The 25351-nt window shown below is 59.6% G+C and carries 25 protein-coding genes; 13 read left to right on the plus strand and 12 right to left on the minus strand.

What is annotated here, in order from left to right:
• Nucleotides 1-186: 186 nt before the first annotated feature.
• The 8 genes from ftsA to ftsW form a co-directional block, all read right to left on the minus strand.
• On the minus strand, nucleotides 187-1521 hold the full coding sequence (gene ftsA / locus D3P04_RS07080; RefSeq protein WP_119747319.1) for a cell division protein FtsA: 1335 nt from the start codon (nucleotides 1519-1521) through the stop codon (nucleotides 187-189).
• 3 nt (nucleotides 1522-1524) lie between these two features.
• Nucleotides 1525-2469 (minus strand): cell division protein FtsQ/DivIB, encoded by a 945-nt coding sequence (locus tag D3P04_RS07085; RefSeq protein WP_232844919.1) that lies wholly within the window; start codon nucleotides 2467-2469, stop codon nucleotides 1525-1527.
• On the minus strand, nucleotides 2457-3347 hold the full coding sequence (locus D3P04_RS07090) for a D-alanine--D-alanine ligase (protein WP_232844928.1): 891 nt from the start codon (nucleotides 3345-3347) through the stop codon (nucleotides 2457-2459). The genes D3P04_RS07085 and D3P04_RS07090 overlap by 13 nt, the downstream gene beginning before the upstream one ends.
• 265 nt (nucleotides 3348-3612) lie before the next feature.
• Entirely contained in the window at nucleotides 3613-4554 is a 942-nt protein-coding gene (murB, locus tag D3P04_RS07095; protein ID WP_119747321.1) for a UDP-N-acetylmuramate dehydrogenase, read from the minus strand.
• 80 nt (nucleotides 4555-4634) lie between these two features.
• Nucleotides 4635-4922 (minus strand): DUF2484 family protein, encoded by a 288-nt coding sequence (locus D3P04_RS07100; RefSeq protein ID WP_119747323.1) that lies wholly within the window; start codon nucleotides 4920-4922, stop codon nucleotides 4635-4637.
• Complete coding sequence (murC, locus tag D3P04_RS07105; RefSeq protein ID WP_119747325.1) at nucleotides 4919-6346, minus strand: UDP-N-acetylmuramate--L-alanine ligase; 1428 nt, start codon at nucleotides 6344-6346, stop codon at nucleotides 4919-4921. Before murC ends, D3P04_RS07100 begins: the two co-directional genes overlap by 4 nt.
• Nucleotides 6343-7428 carry an undecaprenyldiphospho-muramoylpentapeptide beta-N-acetylglucosaminyltransferase gene (gene murG / locus D3P04_RS07110; protein ID WP_119747327.1) on the minus strand — a complete coding sequence of 362 codons (1086 nt, stop codon included), beginning with the start codon at nucleotides 7426-7428 and terminating at the stop codon, nucleotides 6343-6345. The genes murC and murG overlap by 4 nt, the downstream gene beginning before the upstream one ends.
• Nucleotides 7428-8591 (minus strand): putative lipid II flippase FtsW, encoded by a 1164-nt coding sequence (gene ftsW / locus D3P04_RS07115; protein WP_119747329.1) that lies wholly within the window; start codon nucleotides 8589-8591, stop codon nucleotides 7428-7430. Before ftsW ends, murG begins: the two co-directional genes overlap by 1 nt.
• A gap of 244 nt (nucleotides 8592-8835) precedes the next feature.
• Between ftsW and chrA the strand changes: the two genes are divergently transcribed.
• On the plus strand, nucleotides 8836-10023 hold the full coding sequence (gene chrA / locus D3P04_RS07120; RefSeq protein WP_220475283.1) for a chromate efflux transporter: 1188 nt from the start codon (nucleotides 8836-8838) through the stop codon (nucleotides 10021-10023).
• Between the two features lie 13 nt (nucleotides 10024-10036).
• On the opposite strand, the gene iscR is transcribed toward chrA, so the two are convergent.
• Nucleotides 10037-10495 carry a Fe-S cluster assembly transcriptional regulator IscR gene (gene iscR / locus D3P04_RS07125; protein WP_119747333.1) on the minus strand — a complete coding sequence of 153 codons (459 nt, stop codon included), beginning with the start codon at nucleotides 10493-10495 and terminating at the stop codon, nucleotides 10037-10039.
• A gap of 178 nt (nucleotides 10496-10673) precedes the next feature.
• On the opposite strand from iscR, the gene D3P04_RS07130 reads away from it, so the two are divergent.
• The 3 genes from D3P04_RS07130 (at nucleotide 10674) to D3P04_RS07140 (ending at nucleotide 13454) form a co-directional block, all read left to right on the plus strand.
• Nucleotides 10674-11336 carry an alpha/beta hydrolase gene (locus D3P04_RS07130; protein ID WP_119747335.1) on the plus strand — a complete coding sequence of 221 codons (663 nt, stop codon included), beginning with the start codon at nucleotides 10674-10676 and terminating at the stop codon, nucleotides 11334-11336.
• A 303-nt stretch (nucleotides 11337-11639) separates the two neighbouring features.
• Nucleotides 11640-12155 carry a hypothetical protein gene (locus tag D3P04_RS07135; protein WP_119747337.1) on the plus strand — a complete coding sequence of 172 codons (516 nt, stop codon included), beginning with the start codon at nucleotides 11640-11642 and terminating at the stop codon, nucleotides 12153-12155.
• An 87-nt stretch (nucleotides 12156-12242) separates the two neighbouring features.
• Nucleotides 12243-13454, plus strand: coding sequence for an NADP-dependent isocitrate dehydrogenase (locus tag D3P04_RS07140; protein WP_119747339.1), 1212 nt, complete (start codon nucleotides 12243-12245; stop codon nucleotides 13452-13454).
• Between the two features lie 123 nt (nucleotides 13455-13577).
• Here D3P04_RS07140 and D3P04_RS07145 read toward each other — a convergent pair whose 3' ends face one another.
• Nucleotides 13578-14204, minus strand: coding sequence for a J domain-containing protein (locus D3P04_RS07145; protein ID WP_119747341.1), 627 nt, complete (start codon nucleotides 14202-14204; stop codon nucleotides 13578-13580).
• Nucleotides 14205-14286: 82 nt separating this feature from the next.
• On the opposite strand from D3P04_RS07145, the gene D3P04_RS07150 reads away from it, so the two are divergent.
• The 3 genes from D3P04_RS07150 to recJ all read left to right on the plus strand — a co-directional run bounded on the left by D3P04_RS07150 (nucleotide 14287) and on the right by recJ (nucleotide 17403).
• A complete protein-coding gene (locus D3P04_RS07150; RefSeq protein ID WP_119747645.1) occupies nucleotides 14287-14538 on the plus strand; it encodes a BolA family protein in 252 nt (83 codons plus the stop codon).
• A 90-nt stretch (nucleotides 14539-14628) separates the two neighbouring features.
• The gene (glpX, locus tag D3P04_RS07155; RefSeq protein ID WP_119747343.1) at nucleotides 14629-15594 is read left to right on the plus strand and encodes a class II fructose-bisphosphatase; all 966 of its coding nucleotides are present in this window, start codon (nucleotides 14629-14631) and stop codon (nucleotides 15592-15594) included.
• A gap of 129 nt (nucleotides 15595-15723) precedes the next feature.
• Nucleotides 15724-17403: a single-stranded-DNA-specific exonuclease RecJ gene (gene recJ / locus D3P04_RS07160; RefSeq protein ID WP_119747647.1), complete on the plus strand. Its 1680-nt coding sequence runs from the start codon at nucleotides 15724-15726 to the stop codon at nucleotides 17401-17403.
• A 43-nt stretch (nucleotides 17404-17446) separates the two neighbouring features.
• Here recJ and ssb read toward each other — a convergent pair whose 3' ends face one another.
• A complete protein-coding gene (gene ssb, locus D3P04_RS07165) occupies nucleotides 17447-17935 on the minus strand; it encodes a single-stranded DNA-binding protein (protein ID WP_119747345.1) in 489 nt (162 codons plus the stop codon).
• Nucleotides 17936-18169: 234 nt separating this feature from the next.
• On the opposite strand from ssb, the gene D3P04_RS07170 reads away from it, so the two are divergent.
• Together D3P04_RS07170 and D3P04_RS07175 are read left to right on the plus strand one after the other, a co-directional pair.
• Nucleotides 18170-18793 carry a lytic transglycosylase domain-containing protein gene (locus D3P04_RS07170; RefSeq protein ID WP_119747347.1) on the plus strand — a complete coding sequence of 208 codons (624 nt, stop codon included), beginning with the start codon at nucleotides 18170-18172 and terminating at the stop codon, nucleotides 18791-18793.
• 188 nt (nucleotides 18794-18981) lie between these two features.
• Entirely contained in the window at nucleotides 18982-20748 is a 1767-nt protein-coding gene (locus D3P04_RS07175; RefSeq protein WP_220475284.1) for a sensor domain-containing protein, read from the plus strand.
• On the opposite strand, the gene D3P04_RS07180 is transcribed toward D3P04_RS07175, so the two are convergent.
• Nucleotides 20717-21499 carry a 3-hydroxybutyrate dehydrogenase gene (locus D3P04_RS07180; RefSeq protein WP_119747349.1) on the minus strand — a complete coding sequence of 261 codons (783 nt, stop codon included), beginning with the start codon at nucleotides 21497-21499 and terminating at the stop codon, nucleotides 20717-20719. The genes D3P04_RS07175 and D3P04_RS07180 overlap by 32 nt on opposite strands.
• A gap of 456 nt (nucleotides 21500-21955) precedes the next feature.
• Here D3P04_RS07180 and D3P04_RS07185 point away from each other — a divergent pair, with 456 nt between their 5' ends.
• The 4 genes from D3P04_RS07185 (at nucleotide 21956) to D3P04_RS07195 (ending at nucleotide 25294) form a co-directional block, all read left to right on the plus strand.
• Nucleotides 21956-23740 (plus strand): extracellular solute-binding protein, encoded by a 1785-nt coding sequence (locus tag D3P04_RS07185; protein ID WP_232844920.1) that lies wholly within the window; start codon nucleotides 21956-21958, stop codon nucleotides 23738-23740.
• A complete protein-coding gene (locus tag D3P04_RS23845; protein WP_269902621.1) occupies nucleotides 23737-23865 on the plus strand; it encodes a hypothetical protein in 129 nt (42 codons plus the stop codon). The genes D3P04_RS07185 and D3P04_RS23845 overlap by 4 nt, the downstream gene beginning before the upstream one ends.
• Nucleotides 23865-24188, plus strand: coding sequence for a hypothetical protein (locus D3P04_RS07190; RefSeq protein WP_119747353.1), 324 nt, complete (start codon nucleotides 23865-23867; stop codon nucleotides 24186-24188). The genes D3P04_RS23845 and D3P04_RS07190 overlap by 1 nt, the downstream gene beginning before the upstream one ends.
• Nucleotides 24189-24400: 212 nt before the next feature.
• The gene (locus D3P04_RS07195; protein ID WP_119747355.1) at nucleotides 24401-25294 is read left to right on the plus strand and encodes a cation diffusion facilitator family transporter; all 894 of its coding nucleotides are present in this window, start codon (nucleotides 24401-24403) and stop codon (nucleotides 25292-25294) included.
• Nucleotides 25295-25351 lie beyond the last annotated feature (57 nt).

Raw genomic sequence — 25351 nt, forward strand, 5'->3', positions numbered from 1 at the left:
GTCCGAATCCCTGTTATTAGGATGATCGTAACGAATATGGCTTTCCCCGTCACCCGAAAAACACAATCTGACCGCAAAATATTGCGGTTATTACCGCAACTCTCGGCGGTATCTTGCCAAACTACCCGAATATGGTGGTTGAGCTTGGCACCCCACCAATTCCACGCCGCACCAGAGCCGGCGCGTCTACCAGTTGTTGCGGAACCAGCGATATGCACGGCGCAGGCTGCGCGCCGGATAGCTGTCCGCCGGCATCTCGAAATCCCACCATTCATCCTGCGGATGAGCGGCGAACAAGGCCAACCCGACCGCGCTTGAAAAACTGGGATCCGTCAGCTGATGTGCCAGCCCATCGATACGCAAGGGACGTCCGCAACGAATATTCGGCCCAAGGATTCGCGTCGCCAACCCGTCCAGCCCCGGAATCTGACTGCCGCCCCCGGTCAAGACGATCTGCTGACTGGGCATGTGATCGAATCCTGCTGCATCAAGGGTTTGGCGCACATTTTCCAGAATTTCTTCAACTCGGGGGCGCATGATCCCGATCACATCCGCACGGCTGACGGTGCGGCGATCTGCTTCCCAGTCGCCGGTATCGCCCCCGACCTCGATCATCTCGCGATCATCCCGACCGGTCGCCTCGACTCCTCCGTTCAACGTCTTCAGGCGCTCGGCCACCGGAAGCGAAACGCGCAGCCCTTGGGCAAGATCCTGCGTGATGAGATTTCCGCCGATTCTAATATTATCCGAGAAGATCATGTGTTTCTTAACAAAAATCGAAACGCCAGTGCCGCCACCGCCAAAATCGATACATGCGGCCCCCAGTTCCTGCTCATCTTCGACAAGCCCCGCGCGCGCCGATGCGTAGGAAGCCGAGGCAATTCCAGCCAGCTCCAGATCGCAGCGGCGAATGCATTGCACCAGATTGCCGATGAGATCGCCGTCGATCGTCAGCACATGCATATCGCAGGCCAGTTTATTGCCCGCGTGATCCCGCGGATCCGACAGACCGCTGCGGTTATCCACTGCGAAATTCACCGGCTGGGCGTGCAGAACTTCTCGTCCCCGTCCGAAGTCGGGAACCTCGCAGGATGCAAGCACCGAGGCGACGTCATGTTCGGTCACTTTGCCGGATTCGAGTACGATCTGGCCATCCAGTCCATAAGATGACGGCTGCCCCCCCGACATGCAGGCAATGACATGATCAACCCGAACGCCGGCCAGCTTCTGCGCCGCCGCCACCACTGTGCGAATCGCACGCTCGGTCTCGGCCATGGTCTCGATCTCGCCCTTACGCACCCCACGCGAACGGGTCGAGGCCGCCCCGATCACCCGGAAATTCGCCTGCCCGGCCATGGGTCCGACGCCATCGGTTTCGCGCATGGTTCCCGAACCATCGAATTTCAGCACCATGCAAGCGATCTTCGAGGTGCCGATATCCAGGATCCCGATCACCCCGCGTTGCAGGGCTGCCCGCCGCATGTTCCGCATAGCCCGCTGCGTCTGATACAGTTCCGCCACTGTTCAGCCCCCCTTTTCTTCTTCTAATGGCTTTCCATCCGGCCCCAGCAAAGGCTGCCCTCGCGCCGAACGGATCGTGTTCTGTGCATCGGTCCCAAGCTGGACGATCGGACGCGACGGATTCCGCAGATCGACCACGCGGATATCCCGGCCCAGAATATCCTCCGCCTGATGCATCGCGATTGCGGCGCCCAGAGCCGTTACCGCGCCTTCCGCAGGCAGTTTGATCTGCTGTCCCTTGTCCAGAACCAAATCCCAGCGGCGCTCGCCCCGGCGTACCAGTCCGCGCACACGCGGAAGGATCGGCCCGGCAGCATCGATCAGTTCCAATGCCTCTTCGCTGGCCTGATCCGCGCCCACGCCGGCGATCAATGGCAGATCCCGGCGAACATCACGCGAAGTCACCCCGGCCACCCGGTGCCCGGTGGCATCCAGCATCTCGATCCCGCGGGGATGTCTCCAAAGCAATGCAGGGACGCGCTCTTTCACCACCGCCGACAGCACGCCGCCGGGCTTGATCCGCAAATCAATATCTTCAATGGCGTCGAGTTGCAGAACCTGCAGGCGCAGTGCCACCAGATCTATATCAAAGCTGGAAGCGGGAAGATCGATCGGCAACATTCCCCGCAAGGCCTTGTCAACCGCAGGCGAGGCACCCTCGATCGTCATCATCTTGACCTGAAAGGCATCGCGGCTCTGGATCTTCTCGACCACTCCGGCGATCCCGTCGGTCAGCATTGCACGGCGCCCCTCATCCGCCATCCATAGCCCGGCGGTCATCGCGATCAGAAAAGCGGGCAAGCCAACCCGGACCACCCGCCGGTAAAGCGGTGTCAGCCACATCCGTTCGAGCCGATATTTCAGGCGAGAAGGCGCAGGATCCCGCTTGGGCCGCGGCAAAGGCGGTTCTGACTGACGCCCGGGACGATGGTCGATCACGAATGACACAGCGCATCCTCCACCATCCAGCGCATCAATGCAGGGAAGTCGATTCCCATATGCGCGGCTTGTTCAGGGGCCAGCGATGTCGGAGTCATACCGGGCTGCGTATTGACCTCCAGAAGGATCAGCCCGTCCAGTCCACGCGCTTCGTCCCACCGGAAATCCGTCCGCGTCAGACCGCGGCAACCAAGCGCGCGATGCGCCCGAAGGGCATAATCTAGACAAGCTTCAGTGATATCACCGGGCAATTCCGCCGGAAGAACATGCCGCGATCCACCCTCCTTGTATTTTGCGTCATAGTCATACCAGCCATCGGTGATGATTTCGGTCACGCATAACGCCCGGTCGCCCATCACCGTCGTCGTCAGTTCGCGCCCGGGGGCATAAGTCTCGACCATGACACTTGCAGGCATCGTATCGGCGAGTTGCGGAGGGGCATTGGCGCCGTCATGCACGATATAGATCCCGACCGAGGAGCCTTCGTTATTCGGCTTGACGACATAGGGCGGCACCAGAACATGATTGCGACCGACATCCACGGCATCGGCAATCACGCTTTCGAGCACCGGAAGGCCCGCTGCACGGAATGCCGACTTGGCTACGGTTTTGTCCATGGCCATGGCCGAAGCCATGACTCCGGAATGCGTATAGGGAAGCCCCAGCCATTCAAGGATGCCCTGCACGCAGCCATCCTCGCCCCAGCGGCCGTGCAATGCATTGAAAACGACATCGGGACGCGCCTCAGCCAGCCGGGCAACGATATCGCCGCCCCGGCTTGCACCGAGTTCGATCTCGATCACATCATAGCCCGCCACCCGCAGCGCCGCAGCGCATTCACGCCCCGATGACAGCGACACCTCGCGCTCGGCCGAGGGGCCACCCATCAGAACGGCTACGGTATGGGCTGTCCTGCTCGACCTGCCCGTCACGTTTCTGCCTCTTGTCACCCGGTTGATCCGGGACTTGTCTGGTTCGATGCGGTCGGGTTTTTCCCGATCCTGCAATCATTGTTTTCGCAGGATAACCGCAAAGGCCGAATCACAAAAGAGCCTTTTTGCGGTTGGGCGGATATTATGATCTTACCGGTGTAAAGAATGATCTGATCGCCGGCTGTTCGCGGCAGGATTCCGGCAAGACAACAACCGAAAATCAGGTCTCATCCTGTTCGGCTGCGGGTTCTCCGATACGGATCACCTCCCATTGCAACTCCTGACCGCTATCCTCAAGCACACGACGGCGGACCAGTTCGCCCAAAGCCTCAAGGTCGGCAGCCGTTGCTCCCGCCGCATTCAGCAGGAAATTCGGGTGTTTCTCGGACATCTGCGCGCCACCCCAGCTATGGCCGCGCAGCCCCGCACGGTCGATCAGCGACCATGCCTTCAGGTCATGCGTATCATCCGCCTGCCCCGTCGAACTGAACCCGGCCGGATTTCGGAAGGTCGAGCCGGCGCTGCGTTCCTTCGTGGGCTGGGTCTCGTCTCGCCGGGCCAGCTGCGCAGCCATTTTCGCGTGCAATGCATCCGGATCGCCCTTCCCGGCCCCAAGAACCGCCTCGGTAATGACCCATCCTTCGGGCAATTCGGAATGGCGATAGGCGAAACGCAGATCGTCCGGGGTCAGGACGACCGGTCTTCCGTCACGCGACACGCCCCGGGCTTCAAGCAGATGATCGGCGATATAGGAGCCATAGCACCCCGCATTCATCCTGACCGCCCCCCCGACCGAGCCGGGAATCGTGCGCAGAAATGTCAGATCCAGGCCGGCATCCGCTGCCCGGCGGGCGACATGAGCGTCCAAGGCTCCCGCTCCTGCGATGACCCGATCATCCTCGACCGTGATCGTGTTGAACCCGCGCCCAAGCCGGATGACCACGCCGCGGATTCCGCCGTCCCGCACGATCAGATTGCTGCCGACGCCGATCGGAAAAACCGGCATATCCGCGGCGAGATCGCGCAGAAATCCGGCAAGATCCTCCGTATCCGCAGGCTGAAACAGCCAGTCTGCCGGGCCACCGACCCGCAGCCATGTCAGGCTGTCCAGGCGGCGGTTTGGTGTGAGGACACCGCGGGGTGTAGGAAGTTCTAATGTCATGACATGCTGGTAAACAGGGCCTTGCCGAAGGTCAATCTGCACCGGCAGGCCGTGGCCCGGGCCAGATATCTGTCGGAAATTCAGCGAAGCGCTCTTTTTGACAAATCCGCGCCGTCATCTCCTTGATCGATATTTTCGCGCATATCCTGCCGGTTGCGATGCAGGATCGCGCCGAGCCCTGCCGCAAACGCACATATTCCCACAGCAGGCCCCCAATGCAGGGTCAGCCAGCCCAGGATCGGAACACCTATGGCGATCATGCCCGCCACAAGACGCGCCTGCCCCACGGGCGAGCGCCGCGGCAGGAAACATGCCAGAAAAAGCCAAAGCAATGCCAACCCGCCCGAGATCGAGTACATGGCGTTCATGCCGGTTGGTCCCGCAGGCGTTCAGGCAGGGCATTGGCCCAGCCCGAAATCGTACCCGCACCCAGGCAGACGACCATATCGCCGGGCCGGGCCTGTTCCCGGACTAGCCGCGTCAGATCCTCTTCACTCAGGATTGCGCGGGCGTGTCGGTGACCATGGGCAATCAATCCAGCGACCAGATCGTCCCGCGTGGCGCCGGGGATCGGATCTTCGCCGGCGGCATAGACCTCGGCAATCGCGACGACATCGGCTTCGTTGAAACAGGTGCAAAAATCATCGAACAGGCTGGACAGACGCGAATAGCGATGCGGCTGATGCACGGCGATGACCCGGCCCGAACTTGCCTGACGCGCGGCCTTCAGCACTGCCGCGATTTCGACCGGATGGTGGCCGTAATCGTCAATGATGGTGACGCCGTCCACTTCGCCCACACGCGTGAAACGGCGCCCCACCCCGCCAAAATTCGCCAGCGCCTCGCGGATCTCGGATCTTTTCATGCCCAGATGCCGCGCGACGGCGACCGCCGCGAGACAGTTCGAGACGTTGTGATCCCCCGGCATCGGCAGGGTGCAGCCTTCGATCGTCAGGAAACCCTCGCCTGTCTCGTCCCGCTCGGCCTGAAGCGCAATATCGAAATGCGCGATACCCTTGTCGTAATGCAGATTGACCGCGCGCACATCGGCCTGCGTATTGAAGCCAAACGTCACCACCCGGCGATCGGTCAGCCGGCCGACAAGCGCCTGCACCTCGGGATGATCGGTACAGCACACCGCCAGACCGTAGAACGGAATCCCCGAGGTGAAATCATAAAAACCCTTCCGCAGAGCATCGAAACTGCCCCAATGCTCCATATGCTCGGGGTCGATATTCGTGACAATGGCGATATCGGCCGGCAGACGATTGAAGCTACCATCGCTTTCATCCGCCTCGACCACCATCCATTCGCCCGCACCGGCGCGGGCGTTCGAGCCATAGGCGTGAATCACCCCGCCATTGATAACGGTCGGATCCAGCCCGCCCGCATCCAGCAGGGTTGCGACCATGGTCGTCGTCGTCGTCTTGCCGTGGGTGCCCGCGACGGCGATATTCGATTTCATCCGCATGAGCTCGGCCAGCATCTCGGCGCGGCGCACCACGGGCAGGCCACGGCGGCGGGCCTCTTCGAGTTCGGGATTGCCCTTCTTGATCGCGGTCGAGATCACGATCACACCGGCGCCCTCGATATTCCCGGCCTCCTGCCCCTCGAATATCGTCGCGCCCAGACCCTCCAGCCGGTCGGTAATCTTCGAGCGTTTCAGGTCACTGCCCTGCACCGCATAGCCAAGCGTCAGCAATACCTCGGCGATGCCGGACATGCCGATGCCGCCGATGCCGACGAAATGGATCGGGCCGAGTTCTCCGGGCAGTTTGGTCGCCGCGTTCATTCCTTGATCTCCATCACGATATCGTAAAGCCGCCGTGCCGCGTCCGGGCGGCCAAGTTCACCGGCAGCAGCAGCCATTTTTCCAGCCTGCACAGGATCCGTCAGTATGGCGCGGATGTCGCGTGTCAGGGTTTCGGCATCAAGCACCGCTTCCGAAAGGACGAATGCCGCCCCTGCATCGGCAAGCGCCTGCGCATTGGCCGTCTGATGATCCCCGGCAGCGGTCGCCAGAGGAATCAGGATCGCGGGACGCCCGATCACGGTCATATCGGCGATCGAAGAGGCGCCCGACCGGCTGATCACCAGCTGCGCCTGTGCGATCCGCTGGGGAACGTCATTGAAAAAGGACTGCACATCGGCGCGGATACCCGCAGCCTGATAAGCTTTGGTCACCCTGTCCCCATCCTCGGCTCTGGCCTGATGGCTGACATGCAGCCGCGCGCGCATCTCTGCCGGCAAGGCCGCAATGGCGCCTGGCACGAGATCCGACAATATCCGTGCCCCTTGCGAACCGCCGATCACCAGAAGATGCAGATCACCATCGCCCGGCGCATCATAGACCGCCCCTGCCCGCTCCAGCACCGAGGCGCGGACCGGATTGCCGGTATGGACGGCCTCGACGCCATCAGGCAACCGCGTGGGCCAGATACCACAGGCCACGCGATGAACCCGTGGCGCGAACAGCCGGTTCACCCGGCCCATCACACCGTTTTGTTCGTGGATCATGCGCGGCAGGCCCATGCTGACCGCTGCGGCAAGCGCCGGAATGGTCGGATAGCCGCCGAATCCGATCACGACCGAGGGCCGGTCACGCCGGAACGCGGCACGTGCCGCCAATATCCCCGCGGCAATCTTGAATGGCGCGGTCAGCTTGCCGATGACCCCACCCCGCGCCGTGGTCGCGGATTGCACCACCGAGCGCTCGACCGCCTCGGGGAAACCCTCGGCATAGCGTGCGCCGCGCTCATCGGTGGACAATCTCACCCGCCATCCTTCGGCAAGCAGCAACTCGGCCAGCGCCTGCGCAGGAAACATATGTCCGCCGGTTCCCCCGGCAGCAATCAGTGCAAGCGGTGCGGGCATCAGCGTCTCCGCCGAAGGATTTCAGCGATTTCGCCCTGAGGACGGGTGCGCGTCAGCGCCAGCAGCGCTCCCAGCGTGACCGCGGACGCGATGATCGACGAGCCACCATAGCTGACGAAGGGCAATGTCATGCCCTTGGCGGGCAGCAGCCGGACCGCGACCCCCATATTGATCAGCGCCTGGACCCCGAAAGAACAGGCCAGCCCGGCACCGGCAATTCTGGTGAAAGGATCACGTTCCTTCAGCAGACGGAACAGGCTGCGCACAACGATGGTGCAGTACAGCGCAATGATCGCCAGCACCATGATCAGCCCGTATTCCTCGGCGGCGACTGCGATGATGAAATCGGTATGCGCATCCGGCAGTGACCACTTCACTGTGCCTTCGCCCACGCCGACCCCAAAAAATCCGCCTTCCTGAATGGCGTTGGTCGCATAGCCGATCTGGGTGCGGGGATCGATCTCGGGTGACAGAAAGCCATTGATCCGACGGGCGAAATGCTCGGACGCGCCATAGGCGAAAAAGCCGCCCAGCGCCGCCATGCCAGCCACGCCCATCAACAGCACCATCGGCGCACCCGCGACGAAATACATCACCAGCCAGGCGAACAGCACCAGCGACGCCTGCCCGAAATCAGGCTGCAACGCCAGCAGCAGCACGATTACCCCGGCTGTTATGAAGGAATAAAGCCTGCCCGGCGGGCCACCCACTTCCTGACTTGCCGCCATGAACCATGCGCAAAGCGCGACGAAACCCGGTTTGAGGAATTCCGACGGCTGCAAGGAAAATCCCGCAATGCTCAACCAGCGCACCGCGCCCTTGCCGTGATCCGTCCCAAGTACCGGCAGGACGAAAAGCATCAGCAGCGCCACAGCGAAACCCATGACCCCGAAGCGCCTCACTTGCCGGGGCGACATCATCGAGAAGACCAGCAGGACGATTAGCGCAAGACCGCCATACATCGCCTGTCGTTCGACATAGTAGAATCTGGGCAGATTGTTCTTTTCTGCCAAAGGCACCGACGCCGCCAGCCCCAGCAGGATGCCCATCGCAAACAGCCCCAGCACACAGGCCAAGGACCATTTATCGACGGTTCGCCACCATCTGGGAAGAATCGGATCGCCTGCCCGCACCTGAGCCGTGCCAAAGACCATCTCGGTCATGGATATCCTGCCGTCACTGCCTCTGCCATGTCCGGTTTTCCGGATCTGGGGGAAAGCATAGCGCGATTTCCATCGCCGCGCCACTACCTATTGTGTGAAGTCCATGGAAAATCTGTATCTGGCCTTTGCCATGATCGCGTGAGATCGGGGCGATCGACACTAGCTCGACGCCGAAATGGCCTTATGTGCGCGACAAGGGGCAGGATTTTGTAGCATTGTCATATAAATGCGCCAATATCCCCGGATGACCGAAGCCAACCGCCCCGCCCTTCTCGAAATCGCCTCGGCCTTTTTACGGCTTGGTCTGACAAGCTTTGGCGGGCCGATTGCGCATCTTGGCTATTTTCGCTCTGAACTGATCCAGCGCCGGCGCTGGATCAGCGATGACAGCTATGCCGAAATCCTTGCGCTTAGTCAGTTCCTGCCCGGACCGGCATCCTCGCAGGTCGCATTTGCACTGGGCTGGCAGCGTGGCGGCTTTGCCGGAGCATTGCTCGCGACATTAGCGTTTACGCTGCCATCCGCCTTGACGATGATCCTGCTTGCGGCGCTTGCCGGGTCGACGCCGCCGGAAACCGGGCTGGCCGGAGGGTTGGTTGCGGGACTGAAGATCACCGCTGTGGCGATCGTCGCGCATGCGGTTCTGGGCATGGCGCGAAGCCTTGCTCCGACAGGCGCCCGTGCCGGGATTGCGCTTGCGGCGCTGGCAATGATCGCATTGCTGCCAGCGGAAGCCATTGTGCAGGTCGCCGCCATCCTGCTGGGCGCAGGGCTTGGCTTCGTCTTTCGGGTTGCGCCGCCCTTGCGGGAAATGGCCACCCCGCCCCTGCGCGCACTGTCCCGGAAAGGCGGCGCATATTGTCTTGCGACTTTTACCGTCCTGCTGATCGGGCTTCCCCTTTTGGCGACAATTGGCTGGCCAGTGGAACTCGCCGATATCTTTTATCGCGCAGGGGCCTTGGTGTTCGGCGGAGGGCATGTCGTCCTGCCGCTGCTGCAAAACGGCACTCAGGGACTGGTTTCCGACGCAAGCTTTCTGGCCGGATATGGAGCAGCGCAGGCGATGCCGGGGCCGCTATTCACCTTTGCGGGCTGGTTGGGTCAGGTAACGGGCGGATTGCCCGGTGCAGTAATCGCGCTTGTCGCGATTTTTCTTCCCGGCTTTCTTCTGATGGCCGGCGCAATGCCATTCTGGGCTGCGCTGTCACGGATAAGCAATGCGCGTCACGCCATGGCCGGCGCGAATGCTGCAGTCGTCGGCATTCTGGGACATGCGCTTTACGAGCCGGTTTTCACCTCGGGAATCCGTGGCGATGCGGATCTTGCGCTGGCCGTGGCCCTTTTCCTGATGCTTGGTTTATGGGGCAGACCCGCATGGCAGGTGGTGATTGCCGGTGCGTTGGGCGGCATGGCGCTTTCCGGCCTCGTGTGAGGCCCGGCCGCCGCTATTCATCCACCACGTTAAGGATTTGCGGCAATGCCGGACAGGGCAGCAACTGATTCTTCGCCACATCCGCCAGCGTATGATTGTGAAGAAACACATAAACATGGGCGGACAGGCTTTCCCACAGGCGGTTCGACAGCGTCTGCGCTCGGGATCCCGATACGCCGCCGGACGCCCCCGCCCCCACATGCATGGCGCTGACGGTTTCGTCCACCGCTTCGAGAATTTCGGCTACCCGGATCGTTTCAGGGGCACGCGCCAGGCGATAACCGCCGCCCGGACCACGCACCGAGGTAACCAGCTCTGCCCGCCGCAGGCGGACGAAAAGCTGCTCCAGATAGGGCAGCGATATATCCTGACGGTTCGAAATCTCGGCCAGCGAGGTCAATTCGTCACCCCGGGCGATGGCAAGATCGACCAGTGCAATAATGGCGTAGCGGCCTTTTGTTGACAGTTTCATCGCTATTTCCCTTCCTGTGCCCCTGCGGCAATCCGGCCACAGATTGACGGCCCCCTTGACACTACGTTATGCCCCTTATGCCCGTCTTCTTGCGTCTGCGGTACCGGCTTACCAGATAATCGTCTAGAAGCCTCGCAGGAATGCGTCAAGAAACCCAGAAAGCCGCTGAAGGAATACGATGCCAGAGTTGATTTTTCCGGGCCCCGAGGGCCGCCTAGAGGGTCGTTACCATCCCCAGCCCGGAATACCGGACGCCCCTATCGCCATCATCCTGCATCCCCATCCGCAATATGGCGGCACGATGAATAACCGGGTGGTTTATAACCTGCATTATGCCTTTCACAACATGGGCTTCACGGCGATGCGGTTCAATTTCCGTGGCGTAGGCCGGTCGCAAGGCGAATTCGATCAGGGCATCGGCGAATTGTCGGATGCGGCCTCGGCGCTTGATTACCTGCAGGCGATGAACCCAAATTCCAAGCATTGCTGGGTTGCCGGATTCAGCTTCGGCGCATGGATCGGGATGCAGCTTCTGATGCGGCGACCAGAGATCACCGGCTTCATCAGCGTGGCACCGCCTGCGAATATGTATGATTTCAGCTTTCTCGCCCCCTGCCCCAATTCCGGGCTGATCGTCAATGGTACGGCTGATCGTGTCGCTCCTCCGAAGGACACGCATTCGCTGGTCGCCAAACTACGGGAGCAGAAGGGCATCACCATCACCCACGAGGAAATCGAGGGCGCGGATCACTTCTTCCGGGACGAAGAGGCGCATATGAAGCCGATGATCGACATGGTGCAGACATACGTGCGCAGGCGGTTGACCGAGAGTTCGCGTTAAACACCTGTGTCGCGCGATGGCACTCACCAGGCAACGCACGCCCCGTGCTTCGTAGATCATTCACGCGGCACAGAGAAAATTTTGGACTATCAGGTCTTTGGAGAGCGTTGTTCAGGAACGAACTACCTCGATCAAATCCTGAACGAGAATTTCAAGATCAAGGCAGTTCATCATTACGGCTGGAAACACGGTTTTCCGACCATGCCGGGAATATGGAGGCAAAGCCTGTGCGTGGTGATAACCCGCGCGCCCTTTGACTGGCTCAGACGATTTTATCGCACTCCGTACGAGATGGACCCAAACATGTCCGAGCTTGGGTTTTCGGAATGGATCAGATCGCCGTGGCATTCGATCTGTCGTCCCCGCATTCAGGGCTGGGAAAAATGGGGAATGCAATTCATCCCCAATCTCGGCCGGCACCCGTTGCAGCTTGACCGCCACCCGATCGAAGGCCGCGCCTTCAGTTCCGTCTGCGAAATGCGCACACTGAAATATCGGGCGTGGTTCGGGCTGAAGAACCGGGCCTCCAACTTCCTGTTCATCCGATACGAGGATCTGAACCGGGACCCGGTTGGATTGCTGTCCGACATACAATCCACATTCCAGCTTGAATGCCGAAATGACTCTATCCGTGACACAATCGAACGGGCCGATCCCCCAATCGCTCACAGGAGGGATCTTCGCAGAGACGTGGGCGAGATCTCCGCCGAAGATCGCAGCTTCGTCCTGACGCAACTTGACCCGGAACTGGAGGCCCGTCTGGGCTACTCCCTTGACCCGGACGTCGCAGCTACTCCTCCAAGCAATCCCCAATCATAACAGTATGCAATCGCATACTGCGCTTTCCTTTTAACCGGCGATCCTTTATAGCCGCCTCAGCGAATCCAACAGCCGAAGGGACCCTCCATGTCGAAGATCAAGGTAGAGAACCCCGTCGTCGAACTTGACGGCGATGAGATGACCCGGATCATCTGGGATTTCATCAAGAAAAAACTGATTCTGCCCTATCTGGATATCGACCTGAAATATTACGATCTCGGCATCGAAGAGCGTGACAGGACCGACGACCAGATCACCATCGATGCGGCCGAAGCGATCAAACAATATGGCGCGGGCGTCAAATGCGCGACCATCACCCCCGATGAAGCGCGGGTCGAGGAATTCAGCCTGAAAAAGATGTGGCGCAGCCCCAACGGCACGATCCGCAACATCCTTGGCGGCGTGATTTTCCGCGAGCCGATCATCTGCCAGAACGTACCGCGTCTGGTTCCGGGCTGGACGCAGCCGATCATCGTCGGCCGTCATGCCTATGGCGACCAGTATCGCGCCACTGATTTCCGTTTCCCCGGCAAGGGCAAGCTGACGATCAAATTCGTCGGCGATGACGGCGAGACCATCGAACATGAGGTATTCCAGGCTCCGGGCTCCGGTATCGCCATGGCGATGTATAACCTTGACGATTCGATCAGGGATTTCGCCCGCGCATCTTTGAACTATGGCCTGAACCGTGGCTTGCCGGTTTATCTGTCGACCAAGAACACGATCCTGAAAGCCTATGACGGCCGCTTCAAGGATCTGTTCCAGGAAGTCTACGAGCAGGAATTCGAAGCCGAGTTCAAGAAAAAGGGCATCCATTACGAACACCGGCTGATCGACGATATGGTCGCCTCGGCTCTGAAATGGTCGGGTGGCTATGTCTGGGCCTGCAAGAACTACGACGGCGATGTGCAATCCGACACGGTCGCGCAGGGTTTCGGCTCGCTTGGCCTGATGACCTCGGTACTGATGACGCCCGACGGAAAAATCGTCGAGTCCGAGGCCGCCCATGGCACCGTGACCCGCCACTACCGCGAACATCAGAAGGGCAATGCCACGTCGACCAACTCGATCGCTTCGATCTACGCCTGGACGGGCGGCCTGAAGCATCGCGCCAAGCTGGACGACAACGCCGCACTGGCCAAATTCGCGGATACGCTTGAGAAAGTGACCGTGCAGGCGGTTGAAGACGGATTCATGACCAAGGATCTGGCTCTGCTGGTCGGTCCGGATCAGAAATGGCTGACCACCATGGGCTTCCTTGAAAAGATAGACGAATATCTGAACAAGGCGCTCGACTGATCGAGCCTGCTTTGGACGGTAAAAGTAAGGCCGGGCATAAAGCCCGGCCTTACTTTTATCTCTCTTCCGGCCTCGCGCCGATTCTTCCTTTACGGCTATGCCTGATATCGATTTCGCCGCGCTTCAATCGCGGAAATTGCGGCTGTCCTTGACCTGATCCCACGCCCAGACAACCTCTGCCAGCCGATCCTCGTCCGAGCGGTCTCCGCCATTCATATCTGGATGAAGATCCTTCACCAGAGATTTGTATTGTTTGCGAATTTCTCCGCGCGTCCAGTGATCTTTCGCCTCAAGAATATCCAGCGCCTTACGCTCGGTCGGGGGCAGTTTCCGGCCGGTTTTCGCACGCGCTTCCGGCGAGGTTCCATTCGCCCCCAATATCTCGAGCGGGTCACTGACGCCGTGCCGCGCCCAGGCCTGTTCCTTCCCGGCACGTCCGAAAGGCTTCGTGGGGCGATCCCATACGGTCGCATTGTCCAGGAATCTCTGGAACTCCTCTTCGCTCTGGCCCTGAAAATAGTTCCAGTTCTGGTTGTATTCACGCACATGCTCTTTGCAGAACCAGAAATAATCATCCAGGTTGCGCGGATTTTTCGGGGCACGGTATTTGCCAGGCTCGTTGCATCCCTCTTTCTCGCAAATGCGGGTCGAGGTTTCGAACGCGCCCGACATTCCACGCCGTCCTTTTGCCCGCCGCTTCTTGTCGCGGGCGGCGGAAATATCAAATCCAAACGGGTCGTTACTGCTCATGGTTCAGGGCACCTTTGCGACTCGGAGGCGGCAGTTTAGGCTATTTCACGCGACATGGAAGATCTTGACGGAGAATATGAGTATGATTGCGGATGAAATGCGCGAGAGGTTGGCGGTGCTGACCCCTTTGAGACTGGAAATTATCGACGAAAGCGAAGGTCATCGTGGCCATGCCGGATATCAAGAAGGCGGGCAAAGCCATTTCCGCATCCGAATGGCCAGTTCCTCCTTCGCAGGACTTAGCAGATTGCAGCGGCACCGGCTGATTCACGAAACTCTCGGCGATATAGTGCCACGGATCCATGCGCTTGCGCTTGAACTCGCGGAAAGCTGAACCGTTAGCGCCCTCGGTCTTGCCCCTGCCCTGACCGCCGCGTAGAAGCCAGTCGAATGCATATGAAACAGTTATTTGGAAGGGCCTTCCATGAGCGGACGCACGGATTTTAACGATCGACTACTCTCGCTGGGGCTGGCGCGTGTCAGCGAAGCGGCTGCACATGCCTCGGCCCGCCTGATCGGACGCGGTGATGAAAAAACCGCCGATCAGGCGGCGGTCAACGCCATGCGCGATCAGCTCAACATGCTGGACATCAAGGGTGTTGTCGTCATCGGCGAAGGCGAGCGTGACGAGGCTCCGATGCTGTATATCGGCGAAGAGGTCGGATCCGGGAATGGCCCCGAGGTCGATATCGCGCTTGATCCGCTTGAAGGGACGACCCTCACCGCGAAAGACATGCCGAACGCCCTGACCGTAATCGCCATGGCGCCACGCGGCACCTTGCTGCATGCGCCGGACGTCTATATGGACAAGCTGGCCATCGGACCGGGCTATCCCGAAAACGTGGTCAGCCTGGACATGTCCCCCGCCGAGCGGGTGCGCGCCCTGGCCAAGGCGCGCGGCTGCAAGGACAGCGATATCACTGTCTGCATTCTTGAACGCCCCCGGCATGAAGACATGATCGCCGCGGTGCGCGAGACCGGCGCGGCGATCCGGCTGATCACCGATGGCGATGTCGCGGGTGTGATCCATACCGCCGAAGCCGAACTGACCGGAATCGACATGTATATGGGCAGCGGCGGCGCGCCGGAAGGTGTGCTTGCGGCCTCGGCCCTGAAATGCATGGGCGGCCAGATGTGGGGCCGGCTGCTATTCCGCAACGATGACGAAAAAGGCCGGGCCCGCAGCGCGGGCATCACCGATCTGGATCGGATTTATTCGCGTGATGAGCTGGTAACCGCGGATGTGATCTTTGCGGCAACCGGAGTCACCAATGGCTCGATCGTGGCAGGCGTCAAGCGCGAACCGCATTATCTGCAAACCGAAACGATCCTGATGCGTTCCAAGACTGGATCGGTCCGGCGGATGATCTATCGTAATCCGATCCGGTGAATATGGGGGTTCTGCCCCCGCCGCGCCATGTGCGGCTCTCCCGGGATATTTTCATGAAGAAGAAGGGAAGTCGTGGCGTTTCTGGGGGTTGAGAATTCGCTGACCGGACGAAGCTGGCTTGGCCCCGATATGGGCATCGAGCGGCTGGCCGAGGGCCTGTCCCAGCGATGCTCTCTGCCGCTTTCGGTGGCGCGGGTTCTTGCAGAGCGCGGGGTGGAGGCCGAATTGGCCGAAGGCTATCTGACGCCCCGGCTGCGCGACCTGCTGCCCGACCCGCTGAGCTTGCGGGACATGGAGAAAGCGGCCGACAGGCTGGTCGCCGCGGCCACGACTGGCGAACGCATTGCCATATTCGCCGATTACGACGTGGATGGTGGTTCTTCCGCCGCGCTGTTGCTGGACTGGCTGCACCAGCAAGGGCGGAATGCCACGCTTTATATTCCGGACCGTATCGATGAGGGCTATGGGCCGAACGCGCCGGCGATGGCGGAACTGGCGGGCGGGCATGACCTGATCATCTGCGTCGATTGCGGTACGCTGAGCCATGATGCCCTGGCGGCAGCGACCGGGACCGATATCATCGTATTGGACCACCATCTTGGCGGCGAAACCCTGCCCCCCGCGCTTGCCGTGGTCAATCCCAACCGGGCGGATGAGGATGGGACGCTTGGCCATCTTTGCGCCGCGGGGGTGGTGTTTCTGACATTGGTGCAGGCCGGGCGCGTATTGCGGCGCATGGAACGGCCGGAGCCCCACCTGATGGCGATGCTGGATCTGGTCGGGTTGGCGACCGTGGCCGATGTCGCGCCCCTGATCGGCGTGAACCGGGCCTTCGTGCGTCAGGGCCTGGCGGTCATGGCGCGCAGGCAGCGGCCTGGATTGGTGGCACTGTCGGATGTGGCGCGGCTGGACGGCCCTCCGAACGCCTTTCATCTGGGTTTTCTGCTGGGCCCCCGGATCAATGCCGGCGGACGGGTCGGCCGTGCGGATCTGGGCGCGCTTTGCCTGTCCTCACGCGATCCCGCAGAAGCGGCCCGGCTGGCCGCTGAACTTGACGGGCTGAACCGCGAGCGCCGCGCGATCGAAGCTGCGGTTCGGGATGAAGCATTGGCGCAGGTGGAAGCGCGCGGCGACAGCACTCTGTCATGGGCGGCAGGCGATGGCTGGCATCCGGGCGTGGTCGGCATTGTCGCGGCAAGGATCAAGGAAGCGACGGATTTGCCCTCGGTGGTCATCGGCATTGATGGCGATATCGGCAAGGGCTCTGCGCGATCTGTTCCCGGCGTCGATCTGGGCCGGGCAATACAACGGCTTGCCGGTGAAGGGCTGTTGATCAAGGGGGGCGGGCATGAGATGGCGGCAGGGCTTACCGTCGCCCGGGAACATATCAATGCCGCGATGGCGCGGCTGAGCGAATTGCTTGCCCGCGATATCGCCGGACGCAGCGGGTTGAGCGATCTGCGAATTTCAGGGCTGCTCGAAACCCCTGCCGCGACGCCTGAACTGTTTCATCAACTGGAAGCCGCCGGCCCCTTTGGGCAAGCCTCCCCGGCACCCCGCTTCGCCTTTGCGCAACAATTGATCGACAGTGCCTCGACAATGGGCGACAGCCATCTGCGGCTTTCATTCCGCAGCCCCGGCGCCCCGGCACTCGAAGCCGTGGCGTGGGGTGCGATGAACACGCCTCTTGGCCCCGGATTGATCGGCGCGAAGGGGCGTCGCTTTCATCTGGCGGGCAGGCTGGAACTTTCGACTTGGGGCAACAGGACCCGGGTGCGGTTGCGGCTTGAGGACGCCGCCGAGGCCTGAGCCCTGTCGGTTATGCGGATATTTGCGCGAAGAGCCTCAGCCCCTAGAACGGAATCTCATCATCATAATCGCTGCGCCCGCCGCCCGATGGCGCGCCGCCGCCGGATGAACCACCATAGGTGTCGGAACCGCCGCCCCCATAGTTGCCACGGCTCCCTCCACCTCCACCGCCACCTTCACCGCGGCCATCCAGCATATGCAATTCGCTGCGGAACGGGCGCAAGGTGACTTCGGTCGAGTAGCGATCCTGCCCGTTCTGATCCTGCCATTTGCGGGTCTCGAGCTGACCTTCGACATAGACCTTGCTGCCCTTGCGCAGATATTGTTCGGCCACCCGGGCCAGCGGCTCGGAATATATGGCGACGGAATGCCACTGGGTCCGTTCCTGCCGTTCACCGCTATTGCGATCCTTCCACTGTTCGGAGGTCGCTATCCGCAGGTTGACCACCTTGCCACCATTCTGAAAGGTCCGGACCTCGGGGTCCTGTCCCAGATTTCCGACCAGAATGACCTTGTTGACGCTGCCTGCCATGGTGGGCTCTCCGCTGTTTCCTTGTGTTTCGCCGGTCTATCCCAGCGGCAACCCGGCGTGCAAGCAAATCACACTGCCTTGCGCTCTTTCTCCGGTTCCATACGCAACCGGCAATAAGCTGATTTCCGCTGTCGTTTGCATAAGCACTATTCACAAGAAAGGCCTTGCTGGCGATAAGAGAAATTTGCTGTATAGTGCCACAAAATAATATCCGGTTAACGAGGGACGGATAATATGAAGGTCACGACTGCGATCAAGGCCATGATCGGCGCGGTATTGCTTGCCGGAACCGGACTTCCCGCCGCGTCAGAGGGATTGCGCCTTTCGGGAAGCTCGTCGAAATCGCGGGCGGACCAGTTCGCCCGACAGACCCGGCTGATGGATTCGCGGCTGGCGTCGCAATATCAACAATCCGCGAGGCTGCGCCCCGGAGATGGCGACAGCAGCATCATCGAACTTGGCCTTTCCACAAATATTCCCGCCTATCAGGGCAGAAAAAGCGAATATACGCCGCATGCCCGCGCTGCTGCCCGGCGCTATGGCATCCCCGAAGATCTGTTCCTGCGCCTGGTTCAGCAGGAATCCGGCTGGAACCCGACGGCCAGATCCCACAAGGGCGCAACAGGGCTGGCCCAGCTTATGCCCGGTACGGCGGCCAGATTGGGGGTCAATCCCCATGATCCGGTGGACAACCTCAATGGCGGCGCGCGTTATCTGCGCATGATGTATAACCAGTTCGGGAACTGGCGGCTTGCATTGGCGGCCTATAACGCCGGTCCAGCAGCTGTTTCCAAATATGGCGGCATCCCGCCTTATCGCGAAACCCGCAACTATGTTCGTGTCATCGCCGGAAGCTGATTACTTCCGGCGGGATTCGGCCCGCTTCCTGCATATGATCCGCGGTTCCCCTGCCCATTGATGGGCAAGTCGGTCAATATTGTCTCAAATGCTTTGTATCCGGCATTGAGCGGCAAGGCTTTATTAGCTTCTGCTTGCCATGATCCCGGCAATCACTGTTGTTATCCCGTGACAGAGAGTTGCCGTTCATGACCATGCAAGCCACAGGTTCCGACAATACGAACATGCCTTCCCGTTGGAAGGAGGTCACGAATGCGCGGCTTAACAGAATGATCGACAATATGCCGGTCGCCGTCATGACAGTCGATCCGGTCACTTACAAGATTGACTATGTAAACAAGGCCTCGAAGGAACTCATTCGCAGAATTGAACATCTTCTGCCGATCAAGACTGACGATCTGGTCGGCTCATCGATCGACATCTTTCACGAAACCCCCCAGCGTCAGCGCCAAATCCTGAGCGATCCGGCGAACCTGCCATTCAATGCCCGGATTTCACTCGGACCGGAATTGCTGGATCTCAAAATCTCCGCGATCACGACGGATGACGGCGATTTTTTTGGACTGATGCTGACCTGGGCTATTGTTACCAAGGCAGTCGCCGCCGAAGAAAAAATCCGACAGCTTGCGCATTACGATACGCTGACCGGCCTTCCGAACCGGATCACCTTCAATGAACGGTTGAAGGAACGGCTGCACGCTTCAGGTGGGGGACCAAGCCTTCTATATATCGATCTGGATGGCTTCAAACTGGTCAATGATACCCGCGGGCATAATATCGGCGATGAACTTCTGAAACATGTGGCAGACAAGCTTCGCGGCCTGTGCAGGGATCAGGACATTACAATTGGCCGTCTGGGCGGCGATGAATTCGCGATACTGGTTCCGCATGATGATCCGGCAAGGATGGGGGCGCTTGCCAATCGCGTCATTGCCGAACTCTCTGCTCCGTGCAGTATCGAATACCATCGAAAGATACATATAAGCGCTTCGATAGGGATTGCCTACGCGCCGGCTCATGGCAGGACCGGCGAAGAGTTGCAGAAAAATGCGGATATTGCGCTTTATGCTGCGAAAAAGGCCGGAAAACGGTGCTATCGCATGTTCTCGGAAAAGATGCGGATCGACATGTACGAGCGCCTACGCCTGCAAGAGCGGTTAAGTAGCGCTCTGCGGGATAATCGTAATATTTTTTTGTATTATCAGCCAATTATCGATGTGAAAACCGGACGGACCATGGGACGAGAGGCCCTGATCCGCTGGTATCAGCCGGATCGAGGTTGGGTATCCCCGACAGATTTCATTCCGGTTGCCGAGAACAGCGATCTGATCGATCGGCTGGGTGAATTTGTCCTGACGAAAGCCTGCTGCGACGCGGCCGGCTGGGATGATGGCCTCCCGGTTGCCGTGAATGTTTCCGCCGCACAGCTTGGCCGTGACACGCTTACATCCATGGTTCGGGCAGCGCTGGCCAGATCTGGCCTGTCCCATGACCGGCTGGAGATCGAAGTAACCGAAACGGCGGTGCTCAACAACGAAGCCGGTGCAATCAGGGATTTGCTGCAGATCCGGGATCTGGGCGTACGGGTCGCCCTGGATGATTTCGGGACCGGGTCCTCATCATTGACCCATCTGCTGTCTTTTCCCTTCGACAAAATCAAGATCGACGGCAGCTTCGTGCAGGATGCCGTGCAACGCAAGAAAGCCGCCGCGATCGTCGGTGCCATCGCGGGCCTGGGCGCAAGGCTGGGCGTCACCACTGTCGCAGAGGGGGTCGAAACCCGTGATCAGTTGCGTCTTGTCGTCAGGGAAGGCTGCAGGGCGATTCAGGGTTTCCATACGGGACGGCCTGCACCGATGGAAAATGATGCGCATGTGATCGCGGCATTGACGGGCGAATCCCCCTCGTGGATCACGACCGGTATCAAAGCGCCGTCCAGCCTCCATCCACACTGATCGAGGTGCCGGTAATCTGCGCCGCCGCATCGCTGCAAAGAAAGACCGCCGTATCCCCGAGCTCTTCGACCGTCACGAATTCTTTCGAGGGTTGACGCTCAAGCATGACCTTCGTGATCACATCCTCGCGACTCATGCCATATTCCTTCATCGTGTCGGGAATCTGCGCCTCAACAAGCGGCGTCAGGACATAGCCGGGGCAGATCGCATTGCAGGTGATATTTTCCCGGGCGGTTTCCAGCCCTGTCACCTTGGTCAGACCGATCACCCCATGTTTTGCTGCGACATAGGCGGATTTGAACGGGCTGGCGGTCAGGCCATGCGCCGAGGCGATATTCACGATCCTGCCCCAGCCCGCCTTGCGCATCATCGGCAAAGCCGCGGCCGTCGTATGGAAGGACGAATTCATATTGATCGCAATGATCGCATCCCATTTCTCGACCGGAAACTCGGGAATTGGCGCGACATGCTGAATACCGGCATTATTGATCAGAATATCGCAGGTCCCGGCCTGCTCTATCAGTGCCCGGCATTCGTCGCCCTTCGACATATCGGCCTTGATATAGCGCACAGTAACGCCATGTTCGCGTGCCATTTCCTCGGCAAGGGCATGATCTTCGTCCCGATCGGTAAAACTGTTCAGAACCATATCGGCACCCGCCCGCGCCAATCGATGCGCCACGCCCAGCCCAATACCCGAATTGGATCCCGTCACAATCGCGGTCTTGCCTGTCAGAAATTTCTCAAACATCGAAATCCTCGAACTTGTGTTTTACCCGACTCGAGCTTAGCCCTTTCGATCCGGGCCTGCAGCCCGAAAAATCGGACCCCGCCACCCGGCCGGATCACCAAGGATCACAATCAATTGCATTGCCGCAAAAACCCGGAACCCGTTAACCGGCTGGCGGTTCGGTTGAACGAAAAACCAATAAAAAAAGCGCCCGCACAAGGCGGGCGCAAGTCATGAGGCAGGTTTCATACAGGCAAGAAACCTATCGAGCAGTGAGTTATTTATACGCGAGTCGGCGTCCGAGTCCAACACAGAAGTTTTCACTGGCATTGACGCGCCGGGAACGAGGTTGTTGAAATCGCGACCAAAGCAAGAATGACAAGGCGAGCGGCAATGCGAATCTGCAAATTCCTTAACAATTGCGCGATCAGACAGGTCATTCTGGCTGTTTCTTTGGTTTTTCCGGGTGTTGCATCAATGCCGCTGGCAAGCCTTGCCGAGCCGACTCATGGCATTGCCATGTATGGCGAGCCTGCCCTGCCCAAAGATTTTTCTCATCTTCCATATACGAATCCCGACGCCCCGAAAGGGGGCACGATTCGGCTGGCGGAACCGGGAAATTTCGATTCGCTCAAGCCATGGGTTTTAAAGGGTAACCCTGTCTGGCCGATCCTGTTCCAGCCCGGACTCGTCGCGGAAACACTGATGGAACGCTCGATTGATGAGCCATTCACCCTTTACGGGTTGCTGGCCGAATCGGTCGAAACCGATCCCGAACGCAGCTGGGTCGAGTTCACCCTGCGCCCCGAAGCGCGATTTTCGGACGGTTCGCCCGTCACCGTGGACGACGTGATGTGGTCTTATGAAACCCTGGGGACCGTGGGGCATCCTCGCTATCTGGGTGCATGGTCGAAGATCGAAAAGATGGAGCAGACCGGCGAGCGTAGCATCCGCCTGACCTTCAATGAACCGGATCGCGAGCTTGCGCTTTTGATGGGCCTGCGCCCGGTGCTCAAGAAATCACAATGGGAAGATAAGGATTTCAGTCAGCCGGGGCTTGAGATCCCGATCGGCTCTGCGCCCTATGTCGTCGATCAGGTCGATCCCGGACGCCGGATCACCTTTCGTCGAAACCCCGATTACTGGGGCAAGGATCTGCCTCTGAACCGTGGGATGCATAATTTCGACGTCATCAGTTTCGATTATTTCAGCGATTCGAACGCCATGTTCGAGGCTTTCAAGTCAGGCGACATCGATGTCTGGCGCGAACTCTCGCCGTTGAGATGGGAAAACGAGTTCGATTTCCCCCGCGCGGTCTCAGGCGAGGTCGTCAAATCAGAGATCGAACATGAACGTCCGTCAGGAATCATGGGATTGGTGATGAATACCCGTAATCCGCTATTCGCTGATTGGCGCGTGCGGCAGGCTCTTATCGAGGCGTTCAATTTCACCTTTATCAACAACACGCTGAATGGTGGTGCGGAACCACGGATTACGTCGTATTTCGCCAATTCCACGCTGGCCATGAAACCTGGTCCCGCCGAGGGGCGTGTTCGGAAATTGCTTGAGCCTTTCGCCGATCAGCTTCCTCCGGGCGTTCTGGAAGGATACAGCCTGCCCGAAGGCAGCGACGGCCCCCTGGATCGCGCCGGGCTGCGTCGCGCCCTGAAGCTTCTGGCGGAGGCGGGGTGGACCGTGCAGGAAGGTGTTCTGAAGAATGCCGAGGGTCGTCCCTTTTCGTTCACCATCCTGCTGAACCAGTCCGGTTCCGCAATGCGTACGGCTGCGGAAACACAGCAGATCACCGATATCTATGTGGAGGCACTGCGCAATCTTGGCATCAGGGCCAGCCTGACCTTGCTGGACACGGCACAGTTCATTCAGCGCACCAACGGCTATCAATTCGAAATGGCATGGTATGAACGTGCATTGTCGCTATCGCCGGGCAACGAACAGCGGCTTTATTGGGGGCAGCAGGGCGTGACCGAGCCGGGAAGCCGGAACTGGATGGGCATGAACAGCCCCCCCGCCGAAGCGATGATCAGTGAGATGCTGAATACCGATGACCCCGAGCAGTTCAACGCCGCAGTGCAGGCGCTTGACCGGATTCTCACTGCCGGACGGTATGTGATTCCTGTCAGCTATCCGCCAATCTCCCGTCTGGCCCACCGCTCAACTCTGTTGTATCCTGATAAAAAACCGCTTTACGGCGACTGGCCGGGATTCATGCCGGGCGTCTGGTGGCAGGAGGCAAAAAAATGAGAGCAGTAATGATGGCCGTTCTGGCCTGTGGGATATTGGCTGGTTGCAATACCGTTGCGGGTGTCGGCGAAGACATCACCGGTGTTGCCCATTGGGGACAAAGCTTCCTGGGAGGGGGCTATTGATGAAATGGCATCACGTTCAGGACAACTGGTCGGCCTTTTTTGAAGCCATTACCGACAAATGGCCCGAGGTTGACACCGCCGATCTGGATGAGATCGACGGTGATCAGCGGGCCTTTATCTCATATCTGGCGGAAGTGACCGGTCACGAAATCGGGGATGTGCGCGAAGAGCTGCGCGAATGGCTGCGCGGCGAGATTCCGGCGGATGTGATCATGGATCCGATCCACGACAATCACTCGATCACACTAAGCTCCAAATATGTGAATGAGGGAGAAGACGAATATAATGACGACGCCCATTTCGGAGATGACGGCAAGGATTGATGGCGCCATTTCTTCCGCGCAAGGTTAGCCCAAAAGACGAAACCGGCGACATCCCGAATTCATGCCTTCCCCGGGGAATATTCGGTCTTCGACAATCTCTTTCAGCTATTCGGTCAACCAGCAGATGACAGATTTAAGGTTGAGCAACTCCGGCTGTTCTGCCAATGACTGCCTTGTCCCGGAAACGACACCAAGCGAAAAGGCTGGTCCTCATGGGGAAAACTCTTCAGATCGCCATGGGCAGCATTGCAGTGGGCGTTGTCGTCCTGTGCATGAAACTGGTGGCATGGTGGCTGACGGGCTCTGTCGCTCTGCTTTCGGACGCGCTTGAAAGCACGGTTAACGTTGCCACGGCCATTGCTGCCCTGATCGCGATTCGCGTTGCCGCGCGGCCAGCCGATGCAGGCCATCCTTACGGTCACCACAAGGCCGAATTCTTCTCTGCCGTGCTGGAAGGCGTCATGATCATTGTCGCGGCCCTGCTGATCATGCGGGAAGCATGGCTTGGCTTTCTTGAGCCACCGGTTCTGGACGCGCCAGTGATGGGGATCGCAATCAATGCCGCGGCCGCCCTTCTGAACGCATATTGGGCGCATATTCTGGTCAACCGGGGAACGCAGCTTGGTTCGCCCGCACTGATCGCGGATGGAAAACATCTTTGGACGGATGTCGTAACCTCTGCCGCAGTGCTGTCGGGCGTGATACTTGCGGTTGCAACCGGATGGACCCTTCTGGATCCGCTTTTGGCCGGGCTGGTCGGGTTGAATATCCTTTGGACGGGCTGGAAGCTGACAGCCGCATCGCTTAGCGGTCTGATGGATGAGGCAGTGCCGGACGATACGCTTGAAGATATCCGGCGAATCATTTCGGATCGGGCGTCCGGAGCAATCGAGGCGCATGATCTGCGAACCCGCCATGCCGGCCAGGTCACCTTCATCGACTTTCATCTGGTCGTGGACGGCCAGACAACAGTGGATGAAGCGCATCGGATTTGCGACAAGATCGAACAATCGTTGAACGCGCGGTTGCCCAAAGCGCAGATAACCATTCATGTCGAGCCAGAGCACAAGGCCAAACATTCCGGCGTGCTGGTCCTGTCACCGTGATGATCCCGCATAAAAGGCGACGGAAACGCCTGCCTTAAAGATCATGCGCATAATCAG

This window comes from Paracoccus onubensis (assembly GCF_003591515.1).
Classification (GTDB): Bacteria; Pseudomonadota; Alphaproteobacteria; order Rhodobacterales; family Rhodobacteraceae; genus Paracoccus; species Paracoccus onubensis.

Bases quoted from the DNA above. Each gene is read 5' to 3' on its own strand.
- D3P04_RS07170 (WP_119747347.1), top strand. From the start codon at position 18,170: ATGAAGGTCACGACTGCGATCAAGGCCATGATCGGCGCGGTATTGCTT.
- ftsW (WP_119747329.1), bottom strand. From the start codon at position 8,591: ATGACCGAGATGGTCTTTGGCACGGCTCAGGTGCGGGCAGGCGATCCG.
- D3P04_RS07150 (WP_119747645.1), top strand. From the start codon at position 14,287: ATGATTGCGGATGAAATGCGCGAGAGGTTGGCGGTGCTGACCCCTTTG.
- D3P04_RS07185 (WP_232844920.1), top strand. From the start codon at position 21,956: ATGCCGCTGGCAAGCCTTGCCGAGCCGACTCATGGCATTGCCATGTAT.
- D3P04_RS07175 (WP_220475284.1), top strand. From the start codon at position 18,982: ATGACCATGCAAGCCACAGGTTCCGACAATACGAACATGCCTTCCCGT.
- D3P04_RS07190 (WP_119747353.1), top strand. From the start codon at position 23,865: ATGAAATGGCATCACGTTCAGGACAACTGGTCGGCCTTTTTTGAAGCC.
- ssb (WP_119747345.1), bottom strand. From the start codon at position 17,935: ATGGCAGGCAGCGTCAACAAGGTCATTCTGGTCGGAAATCTGGGACAG.
- iscR (WP_119747333.1), bottom strand. From the start codon at position 10,495: ATGAAACTGTCAACAAAAGGCCGCTACGCCATTATTGCACTGGTCGAT.
- D3P04_RS07090 (WP_232844928.1), bottom strand. From the start codon at position 3,347: ATGGGTGGCCCCTCGGCCGAGCGCGAGGTGTCGCTGTCATCGGGGCGT.
- murG (WP_119747327.1), bottom strand. From the start codon at position 7,428: ATGCCCGCACCGCTTGCACTGATTGCTGCCGGGGGAACCGGCGGACAT.
- D3P04_RS07145 (WP_119747341.1), bottom strand. From the start codon at position 14,204: ATGAGCAGTAACGACCCGTTTGGATTTGATATTTCCGCCGCCCGCGAC.
- D3P04_RS07180 (WP_119747349.1), bottom strand. From the start codon at position 21,499: ATGTTTGAGAAATTTCTGACAGGCAAGACCGCGATTGTGACGGGATCC.
- D3P04_RS07140 (WP_119747339.1), top strand. From the start codon at position 12,243: ATGTCGAAGATCAAGGTAGAGAACCCCGTCGTCGAACTTGACGGCGAT.
- recJ (WP_119747647.1), top strand. From the start codon at position 15,724: ATGGGCATCGAGCGGCTGGCCGAGGGCCTGTCCCAGCGATGCTCTCTG.
- murC (WP_119747325.1), bottom strand. From the start codon at position 6,346: ATGAACGCGGCGACCAAACTGCCCGGAGAACTCGGCCCGATCCATTTC.
- glpX (WP_119747343.1), top strand. From the start codon at position 14,629: ATGAGCGGACGCACGGATTTTAACGATCGACTACTCTCGCTGGGGCTG.
- D3P04_RS07130 (WP_119747335.1), top strand. From the start codon at position 10,674: ATGCCAGAGTTGATTTTTCCGGGCCCCGAGGGCCGCCTAGAGGGTCGT.
- D3P04_RS07135 (WP_119747337.1), top strand. From the start codon at position 11,640: ATGTCCGAGCTTGGGTTTTCGGAATGGATCAGATCGCCGTGGCATTCG.
- chrA (WP_220475283.1), top strand. From the start codon at position 8,836: ATGACCGAAGCCAACCGCCCCGCCCTTCTCGAAATCGCCTCGGCCTTT.
- murB (WP_119747321.1), bottom strand. From the start codon at position 4,554: ATGACATTAGAACTTCCTACACCCCGCGGTGTCCTCACACCAAACCGC.
- D3P04_RS07100 (WP_119747323.1), bottom strand. From the start codon at position 4,922: ATGAACGCCATGTACTCGATCTCGGGCGGGTTGGCATTGCTTTGGCTT.
- D3P04_RS23845 (WP_269902621.1), top strand. From the start codon at position 23,737: ATGAGAGCAGTAATGATGGCCGTTCTGGCCTGTGGGATATTGGCTGGT.
- D3P04_RS07195 (WP_119747355.1), top strand. From the start codon at position 24,401: ATGGGGAAAACTCTTCAGATCGCCATGGGCAGCATTGCAGTGGGCGTT.